Raw genomic sequence first — 19931 nt, 5'->3', positions numbered from 1 at the left:
ACCACTGACTTTTGAGGGTAAGGCAACGCCATGAACTACCGATCGATCTCAGACATGAACGACGCGATCATGCGCAACCTGCACCGGCTGCCGCGCGATATCGACCTGGTGGTCGGCGTGCCGCGAAGCGGCGTCCTCGCCGCCACGCTGGTCAGCCTGACGGCGAACATTCCGATGACCGACCTCGACAGCTTCCTCGCCGGCAGGATCTACACGTCGGGAATCACCAAGCGGCGCGCTGCGCTCGACCGGCAGGCCGCGGAGATGCGCAGGATCCTGGTGATCGACGACAGTGTCAGCGGCGGCAACGCCATGCGCGACGCGCGCGACAAGATCGAAGCCGCCGGCATCAAGGGCAATTTCGTCTTCGCCGCGGTGTTCGGGCTGCTGCCGCAGCACGAGGAGACCGACATCGTCTTCGAGGTCGTGCCGCATCCCAGGATGTTCCAATGGAATTTCATGCATCACATCTTCCTCGAGCAGTGCTGCGTGGACATCGACGGCGTGCTTTGCCTCGATCCGACCGAGGAAGAGAATGACGATGGCCCGGCTTACGAGAAATTCCTCGGCGAGGCGCGGCCGCTGCTCGGCCCGACCCGCAAGATCGGCTGGCTGGTGACGAGCCGGCTGGAGAAATACCGCAAATTGACCGAAGCCTGGCTCGCCAGGCACGAGATCAAATATGATCAACTCATCATGCTCGATTTGCCGAGCAAGGCCGAACGGCAGCGGCTGGGCGCCCATGGCAGCTTCAAGGCCGAGTTCTACCGCAAGTCGAATGCCATTCTGTTCATCGAGAGCGAGCACCAACAGGCGCTCAAGATCGCCAAGCTGTCGGGCAAGCCGGTGCTGTGCGTCGAAACCAACATCGTGAGCTTTCCCGACGCGCTGTCACTGCCTGCCCTGGAGCAGAGGGCGCGTAACCTGCCTGCACGACTCAGGGAGACCAATTCGCCAGAGGGACGCAAGAAGGTCGCCAAGGCAGCAGCGCGCGCCCTGCTCGGCGAACGCGGCTACGAGATGCTGAAAAGCCGCGTCAAACGCACCGCGTAAGCATAAGCTTACGGACCGGGTTAGGCGGCGCGACGGGCGCGCTGCCTGGCGGCGCTGTCGAGCAGGGTGAAGAAAGTGGCGAACTGACGCTCGGGATCGAGTTCCGGGCGCTGCGAGAAGGCGTGCGCCGCTTCCGAGACCCGTTCATATTGCTCGCGATCGTTCCACAGCCGCTTGATCGCCGCGACCCAATCGTTGAGCGGCGCGTCATAGTCCAGAACCACGCCACCGGAGCCGATCGCCTCCGGCAGGCCGCCCCGGCGCGAGCCGACGACGGGAATGCCGCTGCAATGAGCCTCCGAGGCGACGCGGCCCCACGCCTCTTCCCACTTGCTCGGCGCAAGCAGGATCTTGGTGCGGCCGTAGAGGGTCTTCATGTCGTCGGTGCGATTTTCCAGCTTGATGTTGGAGAAGGGCGCGATCGTCCGTCCGATGCTGGCGCGATGATCGTCCTCGAGCTTCCAGCTCTCGACGAAGAGGAAGGGTATTTCCGGGCATGCCGCGGCGATGCGCACGGCAAGCTCGAAGCCTTTTTCCTCATACGGGTTGATGAACGTGATGTACTCGCCAGTCGTCGGCGTGCTGTAGGCGGCGGGATTGATGGTCGGCGGGATGACCGTCGATTCGATGCCGAACTCGCGCTTGTAGGTTCGTGCGGTGAATTCGGAATTGGCGATGTAGAACGCCGAGTTCAGCTCGCGCAGGTCGCCGCCCAGTTCGTGGAACTCCACGTTTCTCAGATAGACGACCAGCGGCACGCCTTCGGCCTGCAGCGCCTTGCCCATCGGGACCGACTTGTGACACTGCACCACGGCGACGTCCGGCTGCAGCTTCTTGACGGCGAACGCCGCCGCTTCCCAGGGAAACCAGGCCCGCACCACCGGGTAGCCGGGGAAATTGTCGATGACGGCGCGCTGGCCGAGCAGCTTCATCTTGGCGCGCGCCTTATAGCCGAACATGCCCTGGCCGAACAAAGCGGCGAGCACCGATGCCTCATGGCCGTGCTCGATCAGTTGCTCGGCAAGATGATGGGTGCTGGACTGAACGCCGCCGCTGAACTGGGGGGCATAACCGCTACCGCCTGCGAAGAGAACTTTCATGAGCTCGGCTCCTTGTCACATTCTTCTTGGCCATTTTCCTTGGCTTGCGGGTGAGCATGTCCGCCGGCGGTTTCAGGCATTCTGCTGCTCAAGATTGGCGAAGGGGTTGGTGCATGGATGCCAGCCGGTGAAGCGGATCGGGTCGCCCGGCGAGCCGCGCCAGGCATAGTCGGTCAGCATGTGGAACTCGGCGATCACCCAGCGCTCGAAATTCCCGACATCCTGCTGCTTGCGGCTGGGCAGGAATTCGCGCGCCTTGTCGAGCCTGACGGTCTCCAGAAGCGTCATCGCGTCCGCCAGCTTGGCGCTGGGAAAGACCCAGGGATTGCGGTTGCGGAATTCCAGCACGAACTGCTGCAGATGCTCGATGCGCATGTTGAGCGGCCCGAAGTATTTCTCGAGCGTGACGCGGACCAGGTCCTCGTCCGAAAAGGAAGAAACCGCAGCGGCCGCGATGCCGGTCGAGGCAACCCCGCCGGCAACGATGGCCAGTGCCGTGCGTCGCGTTATCTTCATCGATCCCTCCTTCACGCCAGCCGGCTCGCCGCGCGCAGGGACAGTGCCGCGGCGGTCAGGCTGGGATTGGCGCAGGAACAACTCGGATAGGTGCTGGTGCCGACAACGACGAGGTTCCTCAGCTGGTGATGGATCATGTCGCGATCGACCACGGAATCGGCCGGGCCGGTGCCCATGCGCAACGTGCCCTGCACATGCGATTCGGTCGGCCGGATGCCGCGATCGAAGATCTTTTCCACCGGCAGCGGCGCGAGCAGCGCCGGCAATCTTTCGAGCGCCTTGGCCATGCCGTTGACGGCGTAATCGGACGCGCCTTTGAAGCTGACGAAGGCGTTCTCGTCCTTGTCGAGGATCACGCGGTTTTCCGGATCGAGCAGGTTTTCGGTGACGATGACCAGCGGCAGCACCTGCCGCAGCCGTTCCTTCTCGGCGCGCATGCCATGCTGCCACCGGTTTTCGAAATAGACCAGCGCCGCCGCGTGCTCGGCGCGATGCGGACCGTCATAGAGGCCGAAATTCAGGCCGGTGGTGATGGTGCTGCCGTCGAAATTGTCGACGCCGTCGAGATAGACCTCATAGTTCCAGCCGTAGGATTCATGCAGGCCGAGGCCGACGAACTCGCCGCCGAGCCCGGAGCGCAGCATGATCGCCGGGCTCTGGATGGCGTTCGCGCCGAGGATGAACAGGTCGGCGCTGACAGAATATTCCTTGCCGTCGCGCATGAAGGCGACCGATCGCACTGAGCCGCCCGAATAATCGAGCCGGCGTACTTCGGCGCCGAGGCAGACCGACACGTCGGGATGCTCGAAGACATGCATGAGGCCGTTGTTGACGGTGAACTTGGCATCGACCGGGCACAGCCAGCATCTCAAATTGGCGCAGCATGAGGTGCGCTGCGCCGTCGCCACGCGAGCGCGGGCGGTCGGCATGACGAAGTGTTGACCGGGCTGAGCCGCCTTCATCATCCGGTCTGGCGTCGACATGCGGTGCGGCGGCTGCGGGAAAGGCCGCGAGCGCGGCAGCATGCGGGCCATGTCGGGATCGCCGGAGATCGACATGACCTCCTCGGCGTCGCAGTAGTACGGTTCCAGCTCGTCATACGAGATCGGCCAGTCGTTGCCGACCCCATAGGTGCTCTTCAGCTTGAAGTCGTTGGGGTGGAAGCGCGGTGTCTGCGCGAACCAGCAGTTGGTGCCGCCGCCAAGGCCGATCGTATAGTTCCAGGGCTTGTCGGCATTGTCGGTCTTATAGGTGCTCTCGTCGTCAATGTCGGTGTTGGCGTTCTGGTCGAGCTGCCATTCATGCGTGTTGTGGCGGCCCCATTCCAGCACCAGCACGCGGGCTTTGCGCCGCTTGCCGAACTCATGCAGGAAGAAGGCCGAGCCGAAACCGGAGCCGACAACGACGAGATCGAAATGTTCATTGGCGATTTGTTCGGGCCGAACGTCCAGCACCATCAGATCGAGCCCTTTTCAAAAACGCGCACGGTCACGGTCGGCCCCGTCGTCGTTCCGCGGAGCCGCCCGGCGGGCAGGTAGCCGTGGACGCCGTCATGCCGCTATCCTGCCGATCGAATGATATTCGATGCCGTAGCGCGCGATCACCTTCGGGTCGTAGAGATTGCGGCCGTCGAAGATGACCGGCGTCGTCAGCGCATTCTTGAGCGCGTCGAAGGACGGCGCCCGGAAGCTCTTCCACTCGGTGCAGATCAGCAGCGCGTCGGCGCCGCGCAGAGCCGCCTCCTTGGTGCCGCATAATAGGAGATCGTCGCGCAGGCCATAGAGGGCCTGGCATTCCTGCATCGCCTCCGGATCATAGGCCTGAACCTTGGCCCCGGCGTTCCACAGCGCTTCCATCAAGGTGCGCGACGGCGCCTCGCGCATGTCGTCGGTGTTCGGCTTGAAGGCGAGGCCCCAGACGGCAAAGGTCTTGCCCTTCAGGCTGCCCTGGAAGTAGCGGTCGACCTTGTCGAACAGCACCGACTTCTGAGCATTGTTGCGATCCTCGACGGCGCGCAGCAGCTTGGCGTCGAATTTGACGCTTTCGGCGGTCTTGATCAGCGCGCGCACGTCCTTGGGAAAGCAGGAGCCGCCATAGCCGAGGCCCGGATAGATGAAATGGTAGCCGATGCGCGGGTCGCTGCCGATGCCCTTGCGCACCTCCTCGATGTCGGCACCGAGCTGCTCGGCGAGATTGGCCATCTCGTTCATGAAGCTGATCTTGGTCGCCAGCATGCAGTTGGCCGCGTATTTGGTGAACTCGGCGCTGCGCACATCCATCACGATCATCTTCTCGTGGTTGCGGTTGAACGGCGCGTAGAGCTCGCGCATCACCGCCTCGGTGTCCTCGCTCGACGTGCCGACGATGATGCGGTCCGGCTTCATGCAGTCGGCGACCGCCGACCCTTCCTTAAGGAATTCCGGGTTCGAGGCGACGTCGAAGGTCAGGTCCTCGCGCCCGCGCGCCTTCAGCGTTTCGGCGATCCTGGCCTTGATCTTCTCGCAGGTGCCGACCGGCACGGTCGATTTGCCGACAATGATCTTGGGCGCCTCCATCGCCTTGCCGATGGCCTCGGCCACCGCGAGCACATATTTCAGGTCGGCCGAGCCATCCTCGCCGGGCGGCGTGCCGACCGCGATCATCTGGATCTGGCCGTGCTTGACCGCGGCGGCGGCGTCGGTGGTGAAACGGATGCGGCCGGCGGCGTGGTTCTCCTTGACAAGGCTTTCGAGGCCGGGCTCGAAAATCGGGATGAGGCCCTGGTTGAGCCGTTCCACCTTCGCCTCGTCGATGTCGACGCAGACCACTTCGTGCCCGACCTCAGCGAGCACCGCGGCCTGGACGAGACCGACATAGCCAATTCCAAACACCGTCAAGTTCATTCGGTTCTGTTCCTGTTGATGGCCGGGCCGCCTGCGGCCCGGACCGGGTTCGGGTGTCCCCCAGGGCCGTCGCGGACCTAGTTGCTGTTAGTTATGGTGCATGCCAGCGATTCCGGGAACTGGCATGGCTGGCCCAGCGCCGTGAAAGCCACACGCTTAACCTGCATGGTCAGCTTGCGGCCCGGATCCGCGAAGGGTCCCATCCAGTTGGCCAGCTTGTCGCTGCCCCAGAGGCTGAAGAAGATTTTCTGCGGATGGGTCGGCAGTTCATCCGGATTGGTCACCTCATGGACGAGCTTGCCATTGACGTACCAGCGCAGCCGATCCTTCTCCCAGACGAAGGCATAATCGTTGAAGCCCTTGTCGGCGCCGCCTTCGACGTCCACGAGCTTGCCGTTCTTCGGCTTGCCCTGGATGTAGCTGTTCACCTGGACCTTGGAGGGATCCTTGGTGAGAACCTCGAAGTCGATCTCGTCCCACGGCTGTTTGTCCTGCGGGCCGATATAGGTGAAGAAGGCTGCGTTGAGGCCCGAACCGATGTCGGTCTTCATGCGCGCCTCATAGACGCCATAGCCGTAGCGCTGCTTGGTCTGAATCTCGGCGCAGGCAAACTCGCGGTCCTTCAGCTTGCGCTTCTCGAATCCGAGCGACAGCGCGCCGTCGGAAAGCTGAACCAGGTCCTTGGACCAGATGCAGTTCTGGTGAGCGCCATTCGACCAGCCGTCGGACACATACCAGCGCGAGCGGTCAAGATTGGTGAAATTGTCGACGAAGGATGGCGCGCTCGTCATGTCCTGGGCACGCGCCGGATGCAGGAATGCGGCAAAAGTGGCCGCCACGGCGAAGAGCGCGCTGAAGAGCCCGCGCCGCAGGTTGCTCGGCCCATTCGATCGGGCGCGCGCCATATCGGAAACCACCGCAGTGGAGGTGTTGTTCGGATCTGCGTTCATAACCAACTAACCTTTGTGCTGTCCGCCCCAACCCAAAGACGTCCGTGGCTCGCGTCGAGCGAGCCGCTTTTGATCCTCCGCCCTATGATCTCCTTTTGCCTCGCACCGATCACGGCGCCTGCTGCACAGTCAACCTCTTCCCGCCGTCCTTGCCGAACCGGCCGGCGAACTCTCATCCACAATCGCGTCCAGCGAATGGCGCAGCTCCTTCATCAGGCCGTTCTGGCGCGCCAGTTCGGCTATGCGCCGCTCATAATTCAGGATCGTGTCCGTCATCGTGTTGACATCCGAGGACTTGCTTGACGAGGCCGAACCGTTTTCCATTGCTTCCATCAGGAAGGCGGCGTTGGTCGCCGTCGACCGATAACGATTCTCCAGTCCAGTCTTCTCCGCCTCGATCTCAGCACTGATTTGGTCGAACATCTTCGCCAGACGGTCGAAACGCTGCAGATCAGTCTGCCGGTCGCGCCCCGGGTTCCTGGTTCTGAAGCCAAAAATCGAAGCCATCCGATCGGCCCTTCGCAATTGCTGCACCGCAACATAGACTGCCATCCTCGGGGCGAGTAGGCAACCTTGTAGTTTCGAAACGCGGCTTTTTTTGCGATGGCACGGTCGCGGCGGTGTGGTTATTCCCTTGCCGCGGCGGCCGTTGCGGCGCCGGTCGCCGCCAGCAGGAAACGCATCGCCGGCACGGGCTGGCTGCGAACGATGCCGGCCTTGCGGAACAGCGCATCGAGCTTGTCGGCGGCGACCCCGCGAACGATCGGAACCAAATTCGATTGGCTTGCGAAAGCGTAGGCGGCAGCCGACGCCAGTCCGCGCTCGGCCTTCACGTCGAGGAAATTGCGCAGCCGATATTTGTCGCGCACATGGCGTTCGTGCCGCCGCAGCGCGGCCTTCGAGGCTTCCGGCAGGTCGCGGATCGCAAGCAGCGCCAGGTCTGCATCCGCGAGGCGCTGCAGATCCTGCGTCCTGTGGCGGCCGCTCAGCGAATCGGCGCGGACGATCGCGCCGTAGCCGCAGGACTTGATGACCTTGAAGCGCGCGCCGCAGGCGACAGCGCGAGCATAGAGCTCGTAGTCCTCGCCGAGCCGCAGGTTCTCGTCGTAGCTCAGCCCATGGCGGTCGAGAAAGGCCCGACTGATCACCGGCTTGAGGAAGCCCAGTTCGCCGCGCAGGACCCGGCGCCGCGAGATGTTGCCGTCAACGAACCGCTCGAAGTCGAGAAATTCCGGATCAGCCGCAAAGGGCGGCGCGGCAAGCCCGGCAACGTCGGTCGCGGCGTCGTCCCTGATCAGCATGATGTTGTCGGCCGCAAAATCCCAGTCGGCAGCGGCGAACAGCCGGCGAAAGCGTCCCTCGAGAAAGAAGTCGTCGGCATCGAGGATGCTGATGTAGGGCGATCGGGAAGCCTTGATCGCAGCGTTGCGGGCAAAGGAAGGCCCTCGGTTGACGTCGAGACGGATGACCGAGAGCCGACCGCTGCCATCGTCGGCGGCGCTCGCCGCAGCTTGCGTATCGTCGGTGGACGCATCGTCCACCACCACGACCTCCGCCACTTCCGCTTCGCGCAGCGCCGAAGCGATGGCGACCGGTATGGTCCGCGCCGCGTTGCGGGCAGCGATGATGACGCAGACCCTGGGGGTCGTCACAGGCATGAATTCACCTTTCAATCTGCATGTGTGACTGCCAATCCCGCCCGGGAACAATGCAAGAGATCAATAGCCATCAGCGGCCTCGCGTCGGTTCGGCGGCGGGCCGCTCAAAAATGCGGCGGCTGAGGTCGGCAGAGGCGGCCCAGCCTGCCTCGGCCAGGTAGCGGACCGGCTCGCGGCCGCAGAGCTCCCACAGCATCGTTCGCCGCTGCGGCCAGCGCAGCGATGCCAGCCAAGGCGCGATCACCATGTGGAAGAGGTCGGCATTGTCGATGCGCGCCAGTATTCGCTTAGCGCGGTCCGAGAGCAGCGTGTCGGCGGCGCCGAGCAGCACATCGGCTGCGCGCAGGCCCAGCAACAACGTGTCGGTCAGACCCTGCGCGGCCGCATGGTCGAGCACTTCCTGTTGTTCAGCCTCGCTCAGTCGGCTGGCGCTGGCGCGGACATCGCAGACATAGCCCGCGCAGGGCTCGCGATTGAAGAACGCCTTGGCGACGCTGATGCAGGACAACAGCAAGGTGTCGCAGGCCGAGATGACCGGCATGGAGGCGCCTGCGACCTCCACCTGGCGCCTGCGGCGCAGGAAGCCGTCGGTGTCGCGCGGGCTCGGCGAGCCCGGCTGCTGCAGCCGATGGTGAAGGTCCACCGTCGACGGCCGCGCCCCATCATGGCGCACCATGTGCTGCTCGCCAAGGAAACGCACCCACCAGATCGAGCGCGACTTGCCCGCGATTTCATAGCCCGCCGATCGAAGCGCTTGCCGGGCTGCGATAAAGCCGGCCGGCGGCACCAATATGTCGACATCGCCTGACGGTTTCATGAAATGATCGCCATAGAGCAACTGCTGCTGAAACGGACCTTTGAGGAAGACAAAGTCGACCTGCCGTTCGCGCAGCACCTGGTGGATGGCTATCGAATCGCCGATGCATGCCGCGTTCATCGAAACGGTGCGCCGGCGATAGCGATCGAGCCAGGCAGGGAGCTCCGGCGGCGTCGCGGCAGCCGGAGCGCGCGCGAGCGCCTTGAGCACGAACACAGCCACCTTGTTGAGCCTGGCGACGTCGGCGACGCGCGTCGCCGAAATGGCCGGAGCCGGCATTTCGGCACTGCCTGCGGGGCCGGCCCCAGGCGTGAAGAACAGCCTCAGGCAGGCCTGCACAAAAGCGACTTCGTCGGCGCAGCCGGCGACGCGGAGCCTTTCATACGATTCATCCTGGACGGCCATGCCTGTCCTAGTCTCCGCAACAAAAATGCAATATCGCAACTGCGAAGAAGCATCGTAAAAAACGGCCCGGCCGTCCAGTCATTCCGTCGCCACACCCGTCTTTTGCAACCGCCGCGTTCAAAATTACCCGTAGCGCGATCACATTTGAAAACAGGCCGGCGGGCTGACCCGGCTCAGCAGCAATTCTTCTCGCGCATGTAATCAAGCCAGGCCGCTCAAAAGGATTACATTAGTTAAATCAGCTAATTGGCCCCACTGCCAATGCGGGGCCCTGAACTGCCGACTGGCGCAGGCCTGGGATAAGAATATGAACGGATCGGTCGCCGTCCCAGAGCGAATGCAATCGATAGTTGACGGATAAATGATCAATCAGACTTGACTCATAAATGCTGCCGTGCAGCAATCGCGCTGCAGCATAGCGATGTGCTGGCGACAGTCAAAACCCGCTTCCAGTCGGAGTTGGAGACTAAAATGGAACAGAATGTGGAGAAGCAGGAGTACGAGACTCCCAGCCTGACGGTTCATGGTTCGATCGAAACCATCACCCAGGGCGGCGCTGGCACGACGGCGCTCGACGCGGCATTTCCCGCGCACACGCCGTTCGACCAGCTCACGTTCTCCTGAGCTGCTTGCGCCCGGGGTGCGACGTTGGGGCTCCGGGCGCAGTTTTCTGGAACTCCGGGGAGTCCCCGGTTTTCTGCCCCGGCTCCTCGACGGCAACCGATGGTCGCGGTTTCGGTCTGACGACATAACAGCGTTCAACGAGCGAGGTTTTAGGATGCACTGGAACCCATCGGACCATGATCTCGTGAGCGCGACCGGGGATGCGGTGGCCTGCGAGTTCGGCAACGGGCTGGCGCTGCTCAACCTGAAATCCAACATCTACTACAGCCTGAACAGCGTTGGAGCCTACATCTGGGAATTGATCCAGGAGCCGCGCTCCATCCTGGATATCCGCAATGCGGTGCTGACGCGCTATGACGTCGACGTCGAACGCTGCCGGGCGGATGTCGAGGGCCTGCTGAAGGGACTGACCGAAGCAGGGCTTGCGAGGCTCCATCATGAGGAACTGGTCTAGGCTCCGCACGCTGAGCCGGCCCGAAATGCTGTTCCTGGCGCACTGCCTTGCCGTGGTCGCGGCGGTGCGGATCGGCTTGACGGTGTCTTCCTACAACCGCATCCGCGATCTGGTGATCCGGCTGGACGCGCGGGGGGCGGCCAGCGTCGCCGACCTAAGGCGCGTCGCCTGGGGCGTCGTCGCCGCCGCACGGATCGTGCCCGGCGCCAGCTGCCTCACCCAGGCCCTGGCCGGACAATACCTGCTGGCCCGCCAGGGCAGCGCCTCTAATATCCGCATCGGTATCGAGCGCGATACGGGCGCCGAGTTCAGGGCGCATGCGTGGCTGATCAGCAGCAACCAGATCGTGCTTGGCGGCTCGATCGCCGGGTTTGCGCATCTCGCCGACCACGGGCAATAACGATGAGCGGGCTGGCCGGAATTCTGCTGAGGCGGGACGACAGGTCGGCGGTGGCGGCCGATATCCAGCGGATGCTGGCCCGCCTGCACCATCGCGCGCGGGACGGCAGCTCATGGTGGACCGATGCAGGCGTGGCGCTTGGCAACGCCTGGTTCAACACGACGGACGAGCCAGGTCCCGGCCCGCTGACGATGGCCGCGGGCAAGCTCGCCGTCACCGCCGATTGCCGGCTGGACAACAGGGACGAGCTGGCGGCGCGGCTCGGCCTTGGCGATGGCTCGACCGGTGACACCATGCTGGTGATGCAGGCCTATTTGCGCTGGGGCGAGGATTGCCCCAGCCATCTGCAGGGCGATTTCGCCTTCGCCATCTGGGACGGCGAGCGCCGGGCGTTGTTTTGCGCGCGTGATCATTTCGGCGTCAAACCGTTCTACTACCATTCAAGCGGCGAGCGCTTCGCGTTTGCCTCCGAAATCGGCCCCATCCTTGCCCTGGAGGGTGTCGGGACAGGTCTCAGCGAGCATCAGATTTCCGGCTTCCTGGCCGGTCTGCCCGATGACCCGCAATCGACGCATTATGCCGACATCTTCCGCCTGCCGGCGCGCCACAGCCTCACGGCGATGGAGGGCCGACTGACGCTGCGCTGCTACTGGCAGCTCCAAGCCTCGCCAAGGCCGCCCCGCGCGGATGCGGCGGAAGAGTTCGCGCATCTTTTCTCGCGGTCGGTGCAGAACCGAATGCGGGGCACGCCGGCCGTCGGCGCGATGCTGAGCGGCGGCCTCGATTCGTCCTCGATCGCCTGCGTCGCGGCGGAACGCAAGCCAGGGCTCCGGACCTTCTCGCTGGTCTTCGAAAAGGGCTCGCCGATGGACGAGAAGCCGTTCATCGACGCCGTGCTGGACCAGCGCCCGGTCGACGGCACGCTGATTGGCGTTGGCGACTATGCGCCCTTCGCCGAATTCGAACGTATCCTGGAAGAGCAGGAGGGAACGTTTTTGGCGCCCGGCCTGTCCTTGACCCGCAGCATTTATCGCACCGCCGGCTCCAAGGGCGTCAAGGTGCTTCTCGACGGCCATGGCGGCGACGAGGTCGTTTCGCAGGGCCATGGCCTGCTGCACGAACTCGCCGATGCCGGCAGATGGACGGAGCTGTGGCGGGAACTGCGTGGCGCCTCCGCCACCTATGGCGAGGGCATGCTCGCCATGTACTGCAAATTCCTGGCCAGATACGGCCCGGCGCGGCGGATTGCGAAGCTGAAAGGCCGATCGAACAGAGCGCTGGCGAGGCTGCTGGGGAGGCCGCCGCAGCCGCGCGAGCCGGCGTGGGGCAGACTGGTCAATCCGGACCTTGCCCGGCGCACCGATCTTGCCGACCGTTTCCACCGCGCCGGCGCCATGCCCGCCGGCGTCAGCGCCAACGAGGCGCTCACGCATCGCTGGATCCTGTCCAGCGGCCTGGTGCCGCACGCTTTCGAGGTGCTCGACAAGGCGGCGGCCAATTTCGGCGTCGAACCGCGCTACCCGTTCTGGGACAAGCCGCTGGTCGAGTTCTGCCTCGCGCTGCCCGGCGAGGAAAAACTGCGCAACGGCTTCGGCCGCTACGTGCTGCGCCGGGCCATGGAGGGCGTGCTGCCGCCGGTGGTGCAATGGCGGCGCGACAAGATCGACTTCACCGCCAATCTGGTGAACGGCATGCTCGGGAACCATCGTGAGCTTCTCGACAAGGTGCTGGTGTGCGACGGCGGCCGCATCGCACCCTACGTCAATCTGCCTGAGGTCACCGCGGCCTATGCGCGCCTGCTGCGGCAGCCCGAGCGGGCCTCGCCGCGCGACGTGCAATATGTCTGGCGCTCGACCTCGCTGTCGCTCTGGCTGCGCCAAATCCAAAACAGCGGAAACGTTGCATGACCGCCTCGACCGCTGCTCTCACCGCCACGACCGCGCAGGATGCCGCGCGCGGCAGCGGGCAGCGCGCGCGAGTCCGCCGCTTCTACAAGGCCTATGGGCTGACGATCGGTTCGGAGATGGCGCTGCCGGAGCTCGAACCGACGCCGCCGGCGGCGCCCGATATCGTGATTGCGGTCGGCCCGGTCGACGTTGCCAGGCCTGACGCAGAAGGTGGGTTCGCTTTCCGATTCGGGCCGACGCGCCAGTATCTCTCGTGGCCGGCCGTCGGCAGCTTCATGATTACCGATGCCGCCAGGATCGACGTCGACCCTGCGCCAGGCATTGATGATCCGCTGCTTGCCTTTCCGCTGCTCGGGCCCGTGCTGGCGCTGCTGCTGCACCAGCGCGGCCTGCTCATCCTGCACGCCAGCGCTATCGCCGTCGGCGACGGCGGCGTGATCTTCATGGGCGACAAGGGCGCCGGCAAGTCGACCACGGCAGGCGCGATGATCCGCACCGGCCACCGGCTGCTGAGCGACGATGTGGTGGCGCTGGATCTGTCCAGCCCGGGACGGCCGATGATCCTGCCGGGCTTTCCGCAACTGAAGCTCGCCGCAGAGGCTGCCGACGCTATCCGGATCGGCCAGGCAGAGGTGCGGCCGCCGGTGCATCCGCAGATCGAAAAGACACAGCATCGCTTGCGCGAAGGATTTTCGTCAGCCCCGGTTCCGGCGGCCCGGATCTATATCCTGCAGCGGGGTGAAAGGGCGGAGATCTCGCAGCTGCCGAGCGCCGGCGCGCTGCCGGCGGTGATCAAATTCTCCTATGTGACGCGGTTCGGCCGGCTGGCGCTGGGCGGCGATCTTGCGTCCACTCATCTGCACCACTGCGCCCAGCTCGCCGGCACCATCGGGATCCGTCGTCTCGGAGTGCCGACCGGCCTCGAGCGACTCGAAGAGGCCGTCGCTCTGATCGAAAGCGATGTGGCGGCCGGCGCGAGGAAGGGGTGAGCAAGGGCATGGCCTGGCCTCCGAAGCTGCGCCTGTCGGTTTTTCGGGATGTCGCCGGTCTCGGCGCCGTCGTGGCTGAGATCGGCGGCCGGCGCACCGCAACGGCTCTGATCTTCCTGATCCTCGGCAGCCTGACCGAAGGCATCTCGATCCTGCTGCTCATTCCGCTGCTGCATCTGATCGGCAATGCGGACCGGGACTTCGCAGTGCGAATGCCCGACATTCCCGTCTTGCGATGGCTGACGCCGGAGGGAACGCTCTCGCTCGCGACGGTGCTGTGTCTGCTGGTCGGACTTGTCGCGCTGCAGGCGATGTTCAACCGCTACAAGTCGCTCTACATGGCGCGGCTGCTCTACGACTTCGTCAATCGTGTGCGGTTGAACCTGTTCGAAAGTATCGGCAGGGCACGCTGGGGCGTCTTCATCCGCATGCGGAGCTCCGATCTCGATCACGCGCTCACCGGAGACATCGACCGCGTGCAGGCGGCGGCCTTCTCCCTGCTGATGCTGGCGCAGACCGCACTGCTGCTTAGCGGCTATCTCCTGGTGTCGCTGTTCATCTCGCGGGTGATGACCTGCTTCGCCATTCTCATCGGTATCCTGCTGTTCATCGCGCTGCAGCCATTTCGCGCGCGCGCCAGCGCTTACGGACGGATGCTGACCAGCCGCCGGCAGGATCAGTACCGCACGGTCTCCGAGTTCCTGGGGGGCATCAAGGTGGCGAAGAGCCTGAACGTCGAGGCCAGTTATTTCGCCGAGCTGCGCGCAACTCTGGACCGGATGAAGACCGACAACATCGCCTATGCCCGCAACAGCACCGTTGCCACCGCCTTGTTCCAGGTGACATGCGTGATCGGCCTCAGCCTGTTCATCTACGTCGCGCTTGTCCGCGTCCGCCTGTCGCTGGCCGACATCGTCGTGCTGCTTCTGGTGTTCATGCGGATAGCGCCGCGCTTCATGGACATCCAGACGCAGGCGCAGCAGTTGCTGATCAACCTGCCGGCCTACGCATCCATGCAAAGCCTGCAGGCACATTTCGATGCCGAGCGCGAGCCGCAGGATGGCGGAGCCGCACCAGGCGCAGGGCTGTCGCTCGACAGCGGCCTCGAGCTGCGCGGCGTTTCGTTCGCCTACGGCGACAGCAAACCGGTGGTGAAGGGCATTAGCTTCAGCCTCCCGGCCGGTAAGGTGACGGCGCTGATCGGCCCGTCCGGATCTGGCAAGAGCACAATCGCCGACATGCTGCTCGGCCTGCTCGAGCCGACGGAGGGAATGATCCTGGCCGACGGCACCGAGATTACGACGGAGAACCGCAGAGCCTGGCGCGAACAGGTCGCCTACGTGCCGCAGGATGTCTTCCTGCTGCATGACACGATCGCTGCCAATCTTCGGCTGGCGTCGGCGCGTGCCAGCGACGACGAACTCTGGGCGGCATTGCGCAGGGCGCATGCGGCGGACTTCATCGGGCGGCTCGAACGCGGGCTGGAGACGGTGGTGGGCGATCGCGGCGTCAGGCTCTCCGGCGGCGAACGCCAGCGGATAGCGCTGGCGCGGGCGCTGCTGCGCAAGCCGTCGCTGCTCATCCTCGACGAGGCGACGAGCGCGCTCGACTGGCAGAATCAGTCGCTGATCGCCGAATCGATCGACGGGCTGCGCGGCCAGATGACAATCCTGACCATCGCCCACCGGCCGTCGATGATTGCCTTCGCCGACTGGGTCGTGGCGATCGACAACGGCAGCGTCGTCGAAGTCGGTCAGTATCGGCAGCTGAAAGCCGAATCCGACAGCCGGCTGGCCAGGATGCTTTGGGGCGAGCGGACCGACCGCCAAGCCGCCACCGGCGCCGAGAGCGGGCCGGCACCGAAACCTACCAGGCCATCAGTGGAGGCTGCGCCTGGCGCCTAGAGCATCTCACCGTTTCAGGGAAACGGTGAATGCCCTATCTCCTTATGTTTTAACGCAATTTCGGGCGGAAAACCGATTCACACTTTTCCTGAAATTGCTCTAGGGCTTCTCGGCTTTGGCCGGTTCGTCCAGGACGAGCCTCCGTTCGGCGCCGCGCACCTTGTCGGCGGGCGTCGGCGTGCTCCTGGCGATCATGGCATAGACCAGCAGGATATAGCCTGCCTGAATGACAAGGCCACCGATGATGGTCCTCACCACGATAGTACCGGCCGACGCACCGCCCACGTACGACCAGCCGATGACGATCGCCAGAGCGAACGTCATTCCGATCATGAATTTCGGCAGAGACATGGCGTCGGTCCGTCACCCGAACCGAATATGCAAAAGCTGCGACTTACCCAACCCGCGTAACTCCCCGTTTCGCCAAAGAGATGCTCTTCCGGCTGCCCAATTCGGCCGGTTGCTTACGGCCTTGCTGTCCCACGCAAACTATGACGGAAACCATTTGCGACTCTATTAAGGCGACAGGTCGGCAGCAATGCCGATTGCAGGAGATTTCCAATGATTTCGCGCGATCGACTCCGCCATGCTGCGACGCACACTCCTGTGCTGCCGCGTATTCAGGATAGCCAAATCCATGATAGTAAAACTTACAACGTTAACCAGTATTTTACCGGAAAAACTTACCTGCGCGAGTGATTCTCAGGCTATGCAACCGCGAATCGTCTGCAGCGAAGAATGCACTGTCCAAAAATCGCCCAAAATCGGCACTTCATTTTCCTGATTTTCTCAGACCTTGTCATAAACGTGCCACAAAGGCCAAAATATGGGCAAGGCAGGTTTATTATTTAGTCAATTCATGACGTGAACATTTCATCCGGATGGGAAATTGTGTGTTGCGCTGCAACATTTTTTTGATATCGTGCGGTAAACCATCCGTTCAACGTATGGAGCTTTTTGCATGAGGGACGTCGCCAAGTCGGCCAATGCGGGCTTTTCGCATGCCGGCATTGATTTTCCACCCCCTATCGGCGGCCTGCTCAAACGCAGTTTCGATATCGTCGGTTCTCTGGCCGGCCTGGTCCTGCTCAGCCCGCTGTTCCTGATGGTCGCCCTGCTGGTCAAGCTTTCCGACCGGGGCCCGATCTTTTATGGCCATAAGCGAATCGGCCGCGGCGGAAGGATTTTCGCCTGCCTGAAATTCCGCACCATGGTGCAGGATGGCGAGCGGGTGCTGGCCGCGCATCTGGCCGCCAACCCGGATGCCAAAGCGGAATGGCTCGCGACGCGCAAGCTGAAGAACGATCCGCGCGTGACGCGTGTCGGCCAGGTGCTGCGCAAGCTCAGCCTCGATGAACTGCCGCAGATCATCAACATCCTGCAGGGCGACATGAGCCTGGTCGGACCGCGCCCTGTCGTGCGCGACGAGCTGGAGATCTACGGCAGCGCCGCGGTCTATTACCTGAAGTCCCGGCCGGGCCTGACCGGCCTTTGGCAGGTGAGCGGCCGCAACGACGTGTCCTATGACAGCCGCGTCGCGTTCGATCGCCACTATGTCGAGAACTGGTCGATGGTCGAGGACATTCGCATCATCGTAAAGACCGTGCCTGCCGTGTGGATGTCGCGCGGCAGCTATTGACCGACGGGCCTGCTCCGCTGCTTCGGGGCAGGCATCCGGCATTGATCTCATCGGGCGGATGGGGCCAACACGGATCGGAAGCGTTCATTTGAAAAACCATCCCTTCGGAATTCTTTCCAAGGCGCCCAGCCGATTCGCGGCTGCGGCGCTTGCGATGTCTCTGCTGACGCCGCAGATGGCGGCGGCCGGGGAATATCGCCTCGGGCCGCAAGACAAGCTCAACATCCGCGTCGCCGAGTGGCAGACGGTCGACGGCACGTTCCGCGACTGGTCGGCGATCAACGGCGACTACTCCGTCGGCCCGGGCGGAACGCTGTCAGTGCCGTTCGTCGGCGACATACAGGCGGCCGGCAAGACGACGTCGGAAATCGCGGCGGCGATCGGCCTGTCGCTGCAGCGCAAGCTGGCGCTGTCCGACAAGCCGGAAGCCTCGGTCGAAATGGCGCAGTTCAGGCCGTTCTACATCTCGGGGGAAGTGCAGAACCCCGGCCAGTTCCCCTATGTGCCGGACCTGACGGTGCTGAAGGCGCTCAGCATCGCCGGCGGGATCCGACGCAATGTCGACTTTGGTCCGCAGGTCGCCAAGGACCTGGTCACCGCCAAGGGCAGTTTCGATATCTATGACGACCAGCGGCTGCGGCTGCTCATCAAGCGCGCCCGCATCGATGCGGACCTCGCCGGCAAGGCGAGCTTCGACGTGCCGAAGGAGGTCGAGGGCGATCCGAGAGTGCCGGCGATCGTCGCCGACGAAATGCAGATCCTGACGGCTGACCAGAAGGCGCTGAAGCTGAAGCTGGACGCGCTCGACGACCTGAAAGCGGTTCTGCAAGGCGAAGTCGAATCGCTGCAGAAGAAGATCGTCAACCAGCAGCAGCAGGTGGATCTCGCGCAGCAGCAGCTCACCAGCATCGGGCCGCTGGCGCAGAAGGGCTTGGTCGCCAATGCGCGGCTGCTCGATTCGAAACAGTCGGTGGCCGACCTGCAGGGCAAGATCCTGGACTATGAGACGGCTGTCCTGACCGCCAAGCAGTCGATCAGCAAGGCCGAGCAGGACGCGATCGATGCCCGCAACACGCTTAACTCCAACCTGGCCGCCAGCCGGCAGCAGGCCGAAGCCGACCTGAACGAAGCGACGCTGAGGGCAAGCATGCAGAAGGGCCTGATCGCCCAGGCATCGGACCCCGCCACCACGGCCGCCATCACCGGCAGCGAAGAACCGGCCCTGCTTTACTCGTTGGTGCGGGTTGCCGACGGCAAGACCAGCGAAATAGACGCCAAGGAAGACACGCCGGTGCTGCCGGGCGACGTGATCAAGGTGAAGCTGGCGCCGACGGCCAGCCAGTAGCCAGGTTGCCGTCGCCCTGCGCAGGAGGGCGGGCGAAGGAGGGGAGGACGAAGGAGAAGGTCGCTTGCGCGAGGAGCGCGGGCGACGATTTGTTAGAGCGCCAAAGGCCTGGAATGCAGCCCGCCGCCCCGCGTCACGTCTATCTCAATCTCGATGCCATCCGCGGCGTGGCGGCGATCAGCGTGATGCTCTATCATTTCTCGCCGTTCCTTGCGGACGGCAAGGTGCTGCCGTCGAGCTATCTGGCGGTCGACCTGTTCTTCCTGCTCAGCGGCTTCGTCATTGCGCATGCCTATGACCGCAAGATCGAGAACGGCATGGGCTTCGGCGCCTTCGTTGCCATACGCCTGATCCGCCTCTACCCGCTCTACCTCGCCGGCACGCTGCTCGGCTTCTTCTATCTGATGGTGAAGAACCGGCTGATGCCGGGCGAGTATGTGCCGATGTCAGAGATCGGCTTGCAACTGACGACCGGAATGTTCTTCATCCCGCTGGTCGGCGAGGCCTATCACACGATCTTCCCGCTCAATCCTGCTTCGTGGTCGCTGTTCTTCGAGCTGATCGTCAACATCGCCTATGTCGCAATCTTCTTCCTGCTGTCGAAACGTGTCCTGACGGCATTGATCGCCGTCAGCCTGGTGCTGCTGATCGTCGCCTCTGTAGTGGCCGGCACGCTCGACTTCGGCATGACCGGCAAGACCATCATCAGCGGGCTGCCGCGCGTGACGTTCTCGTTCTTCCTGGGCGTGCTTCTGTGCCGGTCGATGGGGCGCTTCCAGGGCAGTCTCGGCTTCCTGAGGCGCGGCTTCTGGGTCGAGGCCGCTATCCTGCTCACGCTGGCGGTCTTTGCCATCGCACCAGCTGGCGGCACGCGCGTCGCCTACGACCTCGCCTGCATCGTGCTGGTGTTCCCGGTGATGGTCGTCACTGGCGCCCTGGGGCCTACCGCTTCGCTGCTGTCTGGCTTCTATGGCTGGCTGGGACGGATTTCCTACCCGATCTACATCATCCACACGCCAATGCTGATGATCATCGCCGGAGCCGGCAAGGCGGTGGCGGTCGACCCGTTCGCGCACCATCCCTGGTTCGGCATCGTCATGGCCGGTGCGGTCATCGTCATCGCCGACATCGCCACACGTCTCTATGACGAGCCGGTGCGGCGCTTCCTGCAGCGGCAGATGCAGCGCTCGCGAGCGGTGGCCTAAAGTGCGTCACGCTGAAACGGATCCAGGCGACGCGCTTTAAGCATTTGTTTGATGCATGTCGTTGTCTCCGAACCGCTGCACAC

The 19931-nt window shown here is 63.7% G+C and carries 20 protein-coding genes; 11 read left to right on the top strand and 9 right to left on the bottom strand.

Going from position 1 to position 19931, the window contains the following annotated elements:
- Positions 1-30 precede the first annotated feature (30 nt).
- A complete protein-coding gene (locus EN818_RS16420) occupies positions 31-1053 on the top strand; it encodes a phosphoribosyltransferase (protein WP_095806690.1) in 1023 nt (340 codons plus the stop codon).
- 20 nt (positions 1054-1073) lie between these two features.
- On the opposite strand, the gene EN818_RS16415 is transcribed toward EN818_RS16420, so the two are convergent.
- The 8 genes from EN818_RS16415 to EN818_RS16380 form a co-directional block, all read right to left on the bottom strand.
- Positions 1074-2153: a glycosyltransferase gene (locus tag EN818_RS16415; RefSeq protein ID WP_095806691.1), complete on the bottom strand. Its 1080-nt coding sequence runs from the start codon at positions 2151-2153 to the stop codon at positions 1074-1076.
- Between the two features lie 72 nt (positions 2154-2225).
- On the bottom strand, positions 2226-2669 hold the full coding sequence (locus tag EN818_RS16410; protein ID WP_095806692.1) for a hypothetical protein: 444 nt from the start codon (positions 2667-2669) through the stop codon (positions 2226-2228).
- Between the two features lie 11 nt (positions 2670-2680).
- A complete protein-coding gene (locus EN818_RS16405; protein WP_095806693.1) occupies positions 2681-4126 on the bottom strand; it encodes a GMC family oxidoreductase in 1446 nt (481 codons plus the stop codon).
- A 93-nt stretch (positions 4127-4219) separates the two neighbouring features.
- Complete coding sequence (locus tag EN818_RS16400) at positions 4220-5551, bottom strand: UDP-glucose/GDP-mannose dehydrogenase family protein (protein WP_095806694.1); 1332 nt, start codon at positions 5549-5551, stop codon at positions 4220-4222.
- A gap of 77 nt (positions 5552-5628) precedes the next feature.
- Positions 5629-6501: a glycoside hydrolase family 16 protein gene (locus EN818_RS16395; protein ID WP_095806695.1), complete on the bottom strand. Its 873-nt coding sequence runs from the start codon at positions 6499-6501 to the stop codon at positions 5629-5631.
- A 129-nt stretch (positions 6502-6630) separates the two neighbouring features.
- A complete protein-coding gene (locus EN818_RS16390) occupies positions 6631-7008 on the bottom strand; it encodes a hypothetical protein (protein WP_095806696.1) in 378 nt (125 codons plus the stop codon).
- Positions 7009-7127: 119 nt separating this feature from the next.
- Positions 7128-8159: a glycosyltransferase family 2 protein gene (locus EN818_RS16385; protein ID WP_095806697.1), complete on the bottom strand. Its 1032-nt coding sequence runs from the start codon at positions 8157-8159 to the stop codon at positions 7128-7130.
- Between the two features lie 70 nt (positions 8160-8229).
- The gene (locus tag EN818_RS16380; RefSeq protein WP_129553524.1) at positions 8230-9381 is read right to left on the bottom strand and encodes a nucleotidyltransferase family protein; all 1152 of its coding nucleotides are present in this window, start codon (positions 9379-9381) and stop codon (positions 8230-8232) included.
- A gap of 471 nt (positions 9382-9852) precedes the next feature.
- Between EN818_RS16380 and EN818_RS16375 the strand changes: the two genes are divergently transcribed.
- From EN818_RS16375 to EN818_RS16350, 6 genes are all read left to right on the top strand, one after another.
- Positions 9853-10005 carry a lasso peptide gene (locus tag EN818_RS16375; protein ID WP_095806793.1) on the top strand — a complete coding sequence of 51 codons (153 nt, stop codon included), beginning with the start codon at positions 9853-9855 and terminating at the stop codon, positions 10003-10005.
- Between the two features lie 184 nt (positions 10006-10189).
- On the top strand, positions 10190-10459 hold the full coding sequence (locus tag EN818_RS16370; protein WP_245420371.1) for a PqqD family protein: 270 nt from the start codon (positions 10190-10192) through the stop codon (positions 10457-10459).
- Positions 10443-10859, top strand: a complete 417-nt coding sequence (locus EN818_RS16365) for a lasso peptide biosynthesis B2 protein (RefSeq protein WP_129553525.1) — start codon at positions 10443-10445, stop codon at positions 10857-10859. Before EN818_RS16370 ends, EN818_RS16365 begins: the two co-directional genes overlap by 17 nt.
- Before the next feature lie 2 nt (positions 10860-10861).
- On the top strand, positions 10862-12766 hold the full coding sequence (locus EN818_RS16360) for a lasso peptide isopeptide bond-forming cyclase (RefSeq protein ID WP_129553526.1): 1905 nt from the start codon (positions 10862-10864) through the stop codon (positions 12764-12766).
- Positions 12763-13755 (top strand): serine kinase, encoded by a 993-nt coding sequence (locus EN818_RS16355; RefSeq protein WP_129553527.1) that lies wholly within the window; start codon positions 12763-12765, stop codon positions 13753-13755. The genes EN818_RS16360 and EN818_RS16355 overlap by 4 nt, the downstream gene beginning before the upstream one ends.
- Positions 13756-13763: 8 nt before the next feature.
- Positions 13764-15659 (top strand): ABC transporter ATP-binding protein, encoded by a 1896-nt coding sequence (locus EN818_RS16350; protein ID WP_129553528.1) that lies wholly within the window; start codon positions 13764-13766, stop codon positions 15657-15659.
- Between the two features lie 99 nt (positions 15660-15758).
- Here the strand turns inward: EN818_RS16350 and EN818_RS16345 are convergent, their stop codons facing one another.
- Entirely contained in the window at positions 15759-16010 is a 252-nt protein-coding gene (locus tag EN818_RS16345; protein ID WP_129553529.1) for an exopolysaccharide production repressor exox, read from the bottom strand.
- Between the two features lie 210 nt (positions 16011-16220).
- Between EN818_RS16345 and EN818_RS32715 the strand changes: the two genes are divergently transcribed.
- The 4 genes from EN818_RS32715 (at position 16221) to EN818_RS16330 (ending at position 19848) form a co-directional block, all read left to right on the top strand.
- Complete coding sequence (locus tag EN818_RS32715) at positions 16221-16358, top strand: hypothetical protein (protein ID WP_165349933.1); 138 nt, start codon at positions 16221-16223, stop codon at positions 16356-16358.
- Positions 16359-16620: 262 nt separating this feature from the next.
- On the top strand, positions 16621-17298 hold the full coding sequence (locus EN818_RS16340; protein ID WP_095806704.1) for a sugar transferase: 678 nt from the start codon (positions 16621-16623) through the stop codon (positions 17296-17298).
- A gap of 154 nt (positions 17299-17452) precedes the next feature.
- Complete coding sequence (locus EN818_RS16335; RefSeq protein WP_245420372.1) at positions 17453-18643, top strand: polysaccharide biosynthesis/export family protein; 1191 nt, start codon at positions 17453-17455, stop codon at positions 18641-18643.
- Between the two features lie 113 nt (positions 18644-18756).
- Positions 18757-19848, top strand: a complete 1092-nt coding sequence (locus EN818_RS16330; protein WP_095806706.1) for an acyltransferase — start codon at positions 18757-18759, stop codon at positions 19846-19848.
- Positions 19849-19931 lie beyond the last annotated feature (83 nt).

This window comes from Mesorhizobium sp. M3A.F.Ca.ET.175.01.1.1, assembly GCF_004791945.1.
Lineage (GTDB): Bacteria > Pseudomonadota > Alphaproteobacteria > Rhizobiales > Rhizobiaceae > Mesorhizobium.
This window is presented reverse-complemented; position numbering and strand designations above follow the sequence as displayed.

Coding starts and splice junctions, on each gene's coding strand:
- EN818_RS16380 (WP_129553524.1), bottom strand. CDS start 9,381: ATGGCCGTCCAGGATGAATCGTATGAAAGGCTCCGCGTCGCCGGCTGC.
- EN818_RS16375 (WP_095806793.1), top strand. CDS start 9,853: ATGGAACAGAATGTGGAGAAGCAGGAGTACGAGACTCCCAGCCTGACG.
- EN818_RS16415 (WP_095806691.1), bottom strand. CDS start 2,153: ATGAAAGTTCTCTTCGCAGGCGGTAGCGGTTATGCCCCCCAGTTCAGC.
- EN818_RS16405 (WP_095806693.1), bottom strand. CDS start 4,126: ATGGTGCTGGACGTTCGGCCCGAACAAATCGCCAATGAACATTTCGAT.
- EN818_RS16345 (WP_129553529.1), bottom strand. CDS start 16,010: ATGTCTCTGCCGAAATTCATGATCGGAATGACGTTCGCTCTGGCGATC.
- EN818_RS16350 (WP_129553528.1), top strand. CDS start 13,764: ATGGCCTGGCCTCCGAAGCTGCGCCTGTCGGTTTTTCGGGATGTCGCC.
- EN818_RS16335 (WP_245420372.1), top strand. CDS start 17,453: ATGTCTCTGCTGACGCCGCAGATGGCGGCGGCCGGGGAATATCGCCTC.
- EN818_RS16400 (WP_095806694.1), bottom strand. CDS start 5,551: ATGAACTTGACGGTGTTTGGAATTGGCTATGTCGGTCTCGTCCAGGCC.
- EN818_RS16365 (WP_129553525.1), top strand. CDS start 10,443: ATGAGGAACTGGTCTAGGCTCCGCACGCTGAGCCGGCCCGAAATGCTG.
- EN818_RS32715 (WP_165349933.1), top strand. CDS start 16,221: ATGATTTCGCGCGATCGACTCCGCCATGCTGCGACGCACACTCCTGTG.
- EN818_RS16410 (WP_095806692.1), bottom strand. CDS start 2,669: ATGAAGATAACGCGACGCACGGCACTGGCCATCGTTGCCGGCGGGGTT.
- EN818_RS16385 (WP_095806697.1), bottom strand. CDS start 8,159: ATGCCTGTGACGACCCCCAGGGTCTGCGTCATCATCGCTGCCCGCAAC.
- EN818_RS16420 (WP_095806690.1), top strand. CDS start 31: ATGAACTACCGATCGATCTCAGACATGAACGACGCGATCATGCGCAAC.
- EN818_RS16340 (WP_095806704.1), top strand. CDS start 16,621: ATGAGGGACGTCGCCAAGTCGGCCAATGCGGGCTTTTCGCATGCCGGC.
- EN818_RS16360 (WP_129553526.1), top strand. CDS start 10,862: ATGAGCGGGCTGGCCGGAATTCTGCTGAGGCGGGACGACAGGTCGGCG.
- EN818_RS16355 (WP_129553527.1), top strand. CDS start 12,763: ATGACCGCCTCGACCGCTGCTCTCACCGCCACGACCGCGCAGGATGCC.
- EN818_RS16390 (WP_095806696.1), bottom strand. CDS start 7,008: ATGGCTTCGATTTTTGGCTTCAGAACCAGGAACCCGGGGCGCGACCGG.
- EN818_RS16395 (WP_095806695.1), bottom strand. CDS start 6,501: ATGAACGCAGATCCGAACAACACCTCCACTGCGGTGGTTTCCGATATG.
- EN818_RS16330 (WP_095806706.1), top strand. CDS start 18,757: ATGCAGCCCGCCGCCCCGCGTCACGTCTATCTCAATCTCGATGCCATC.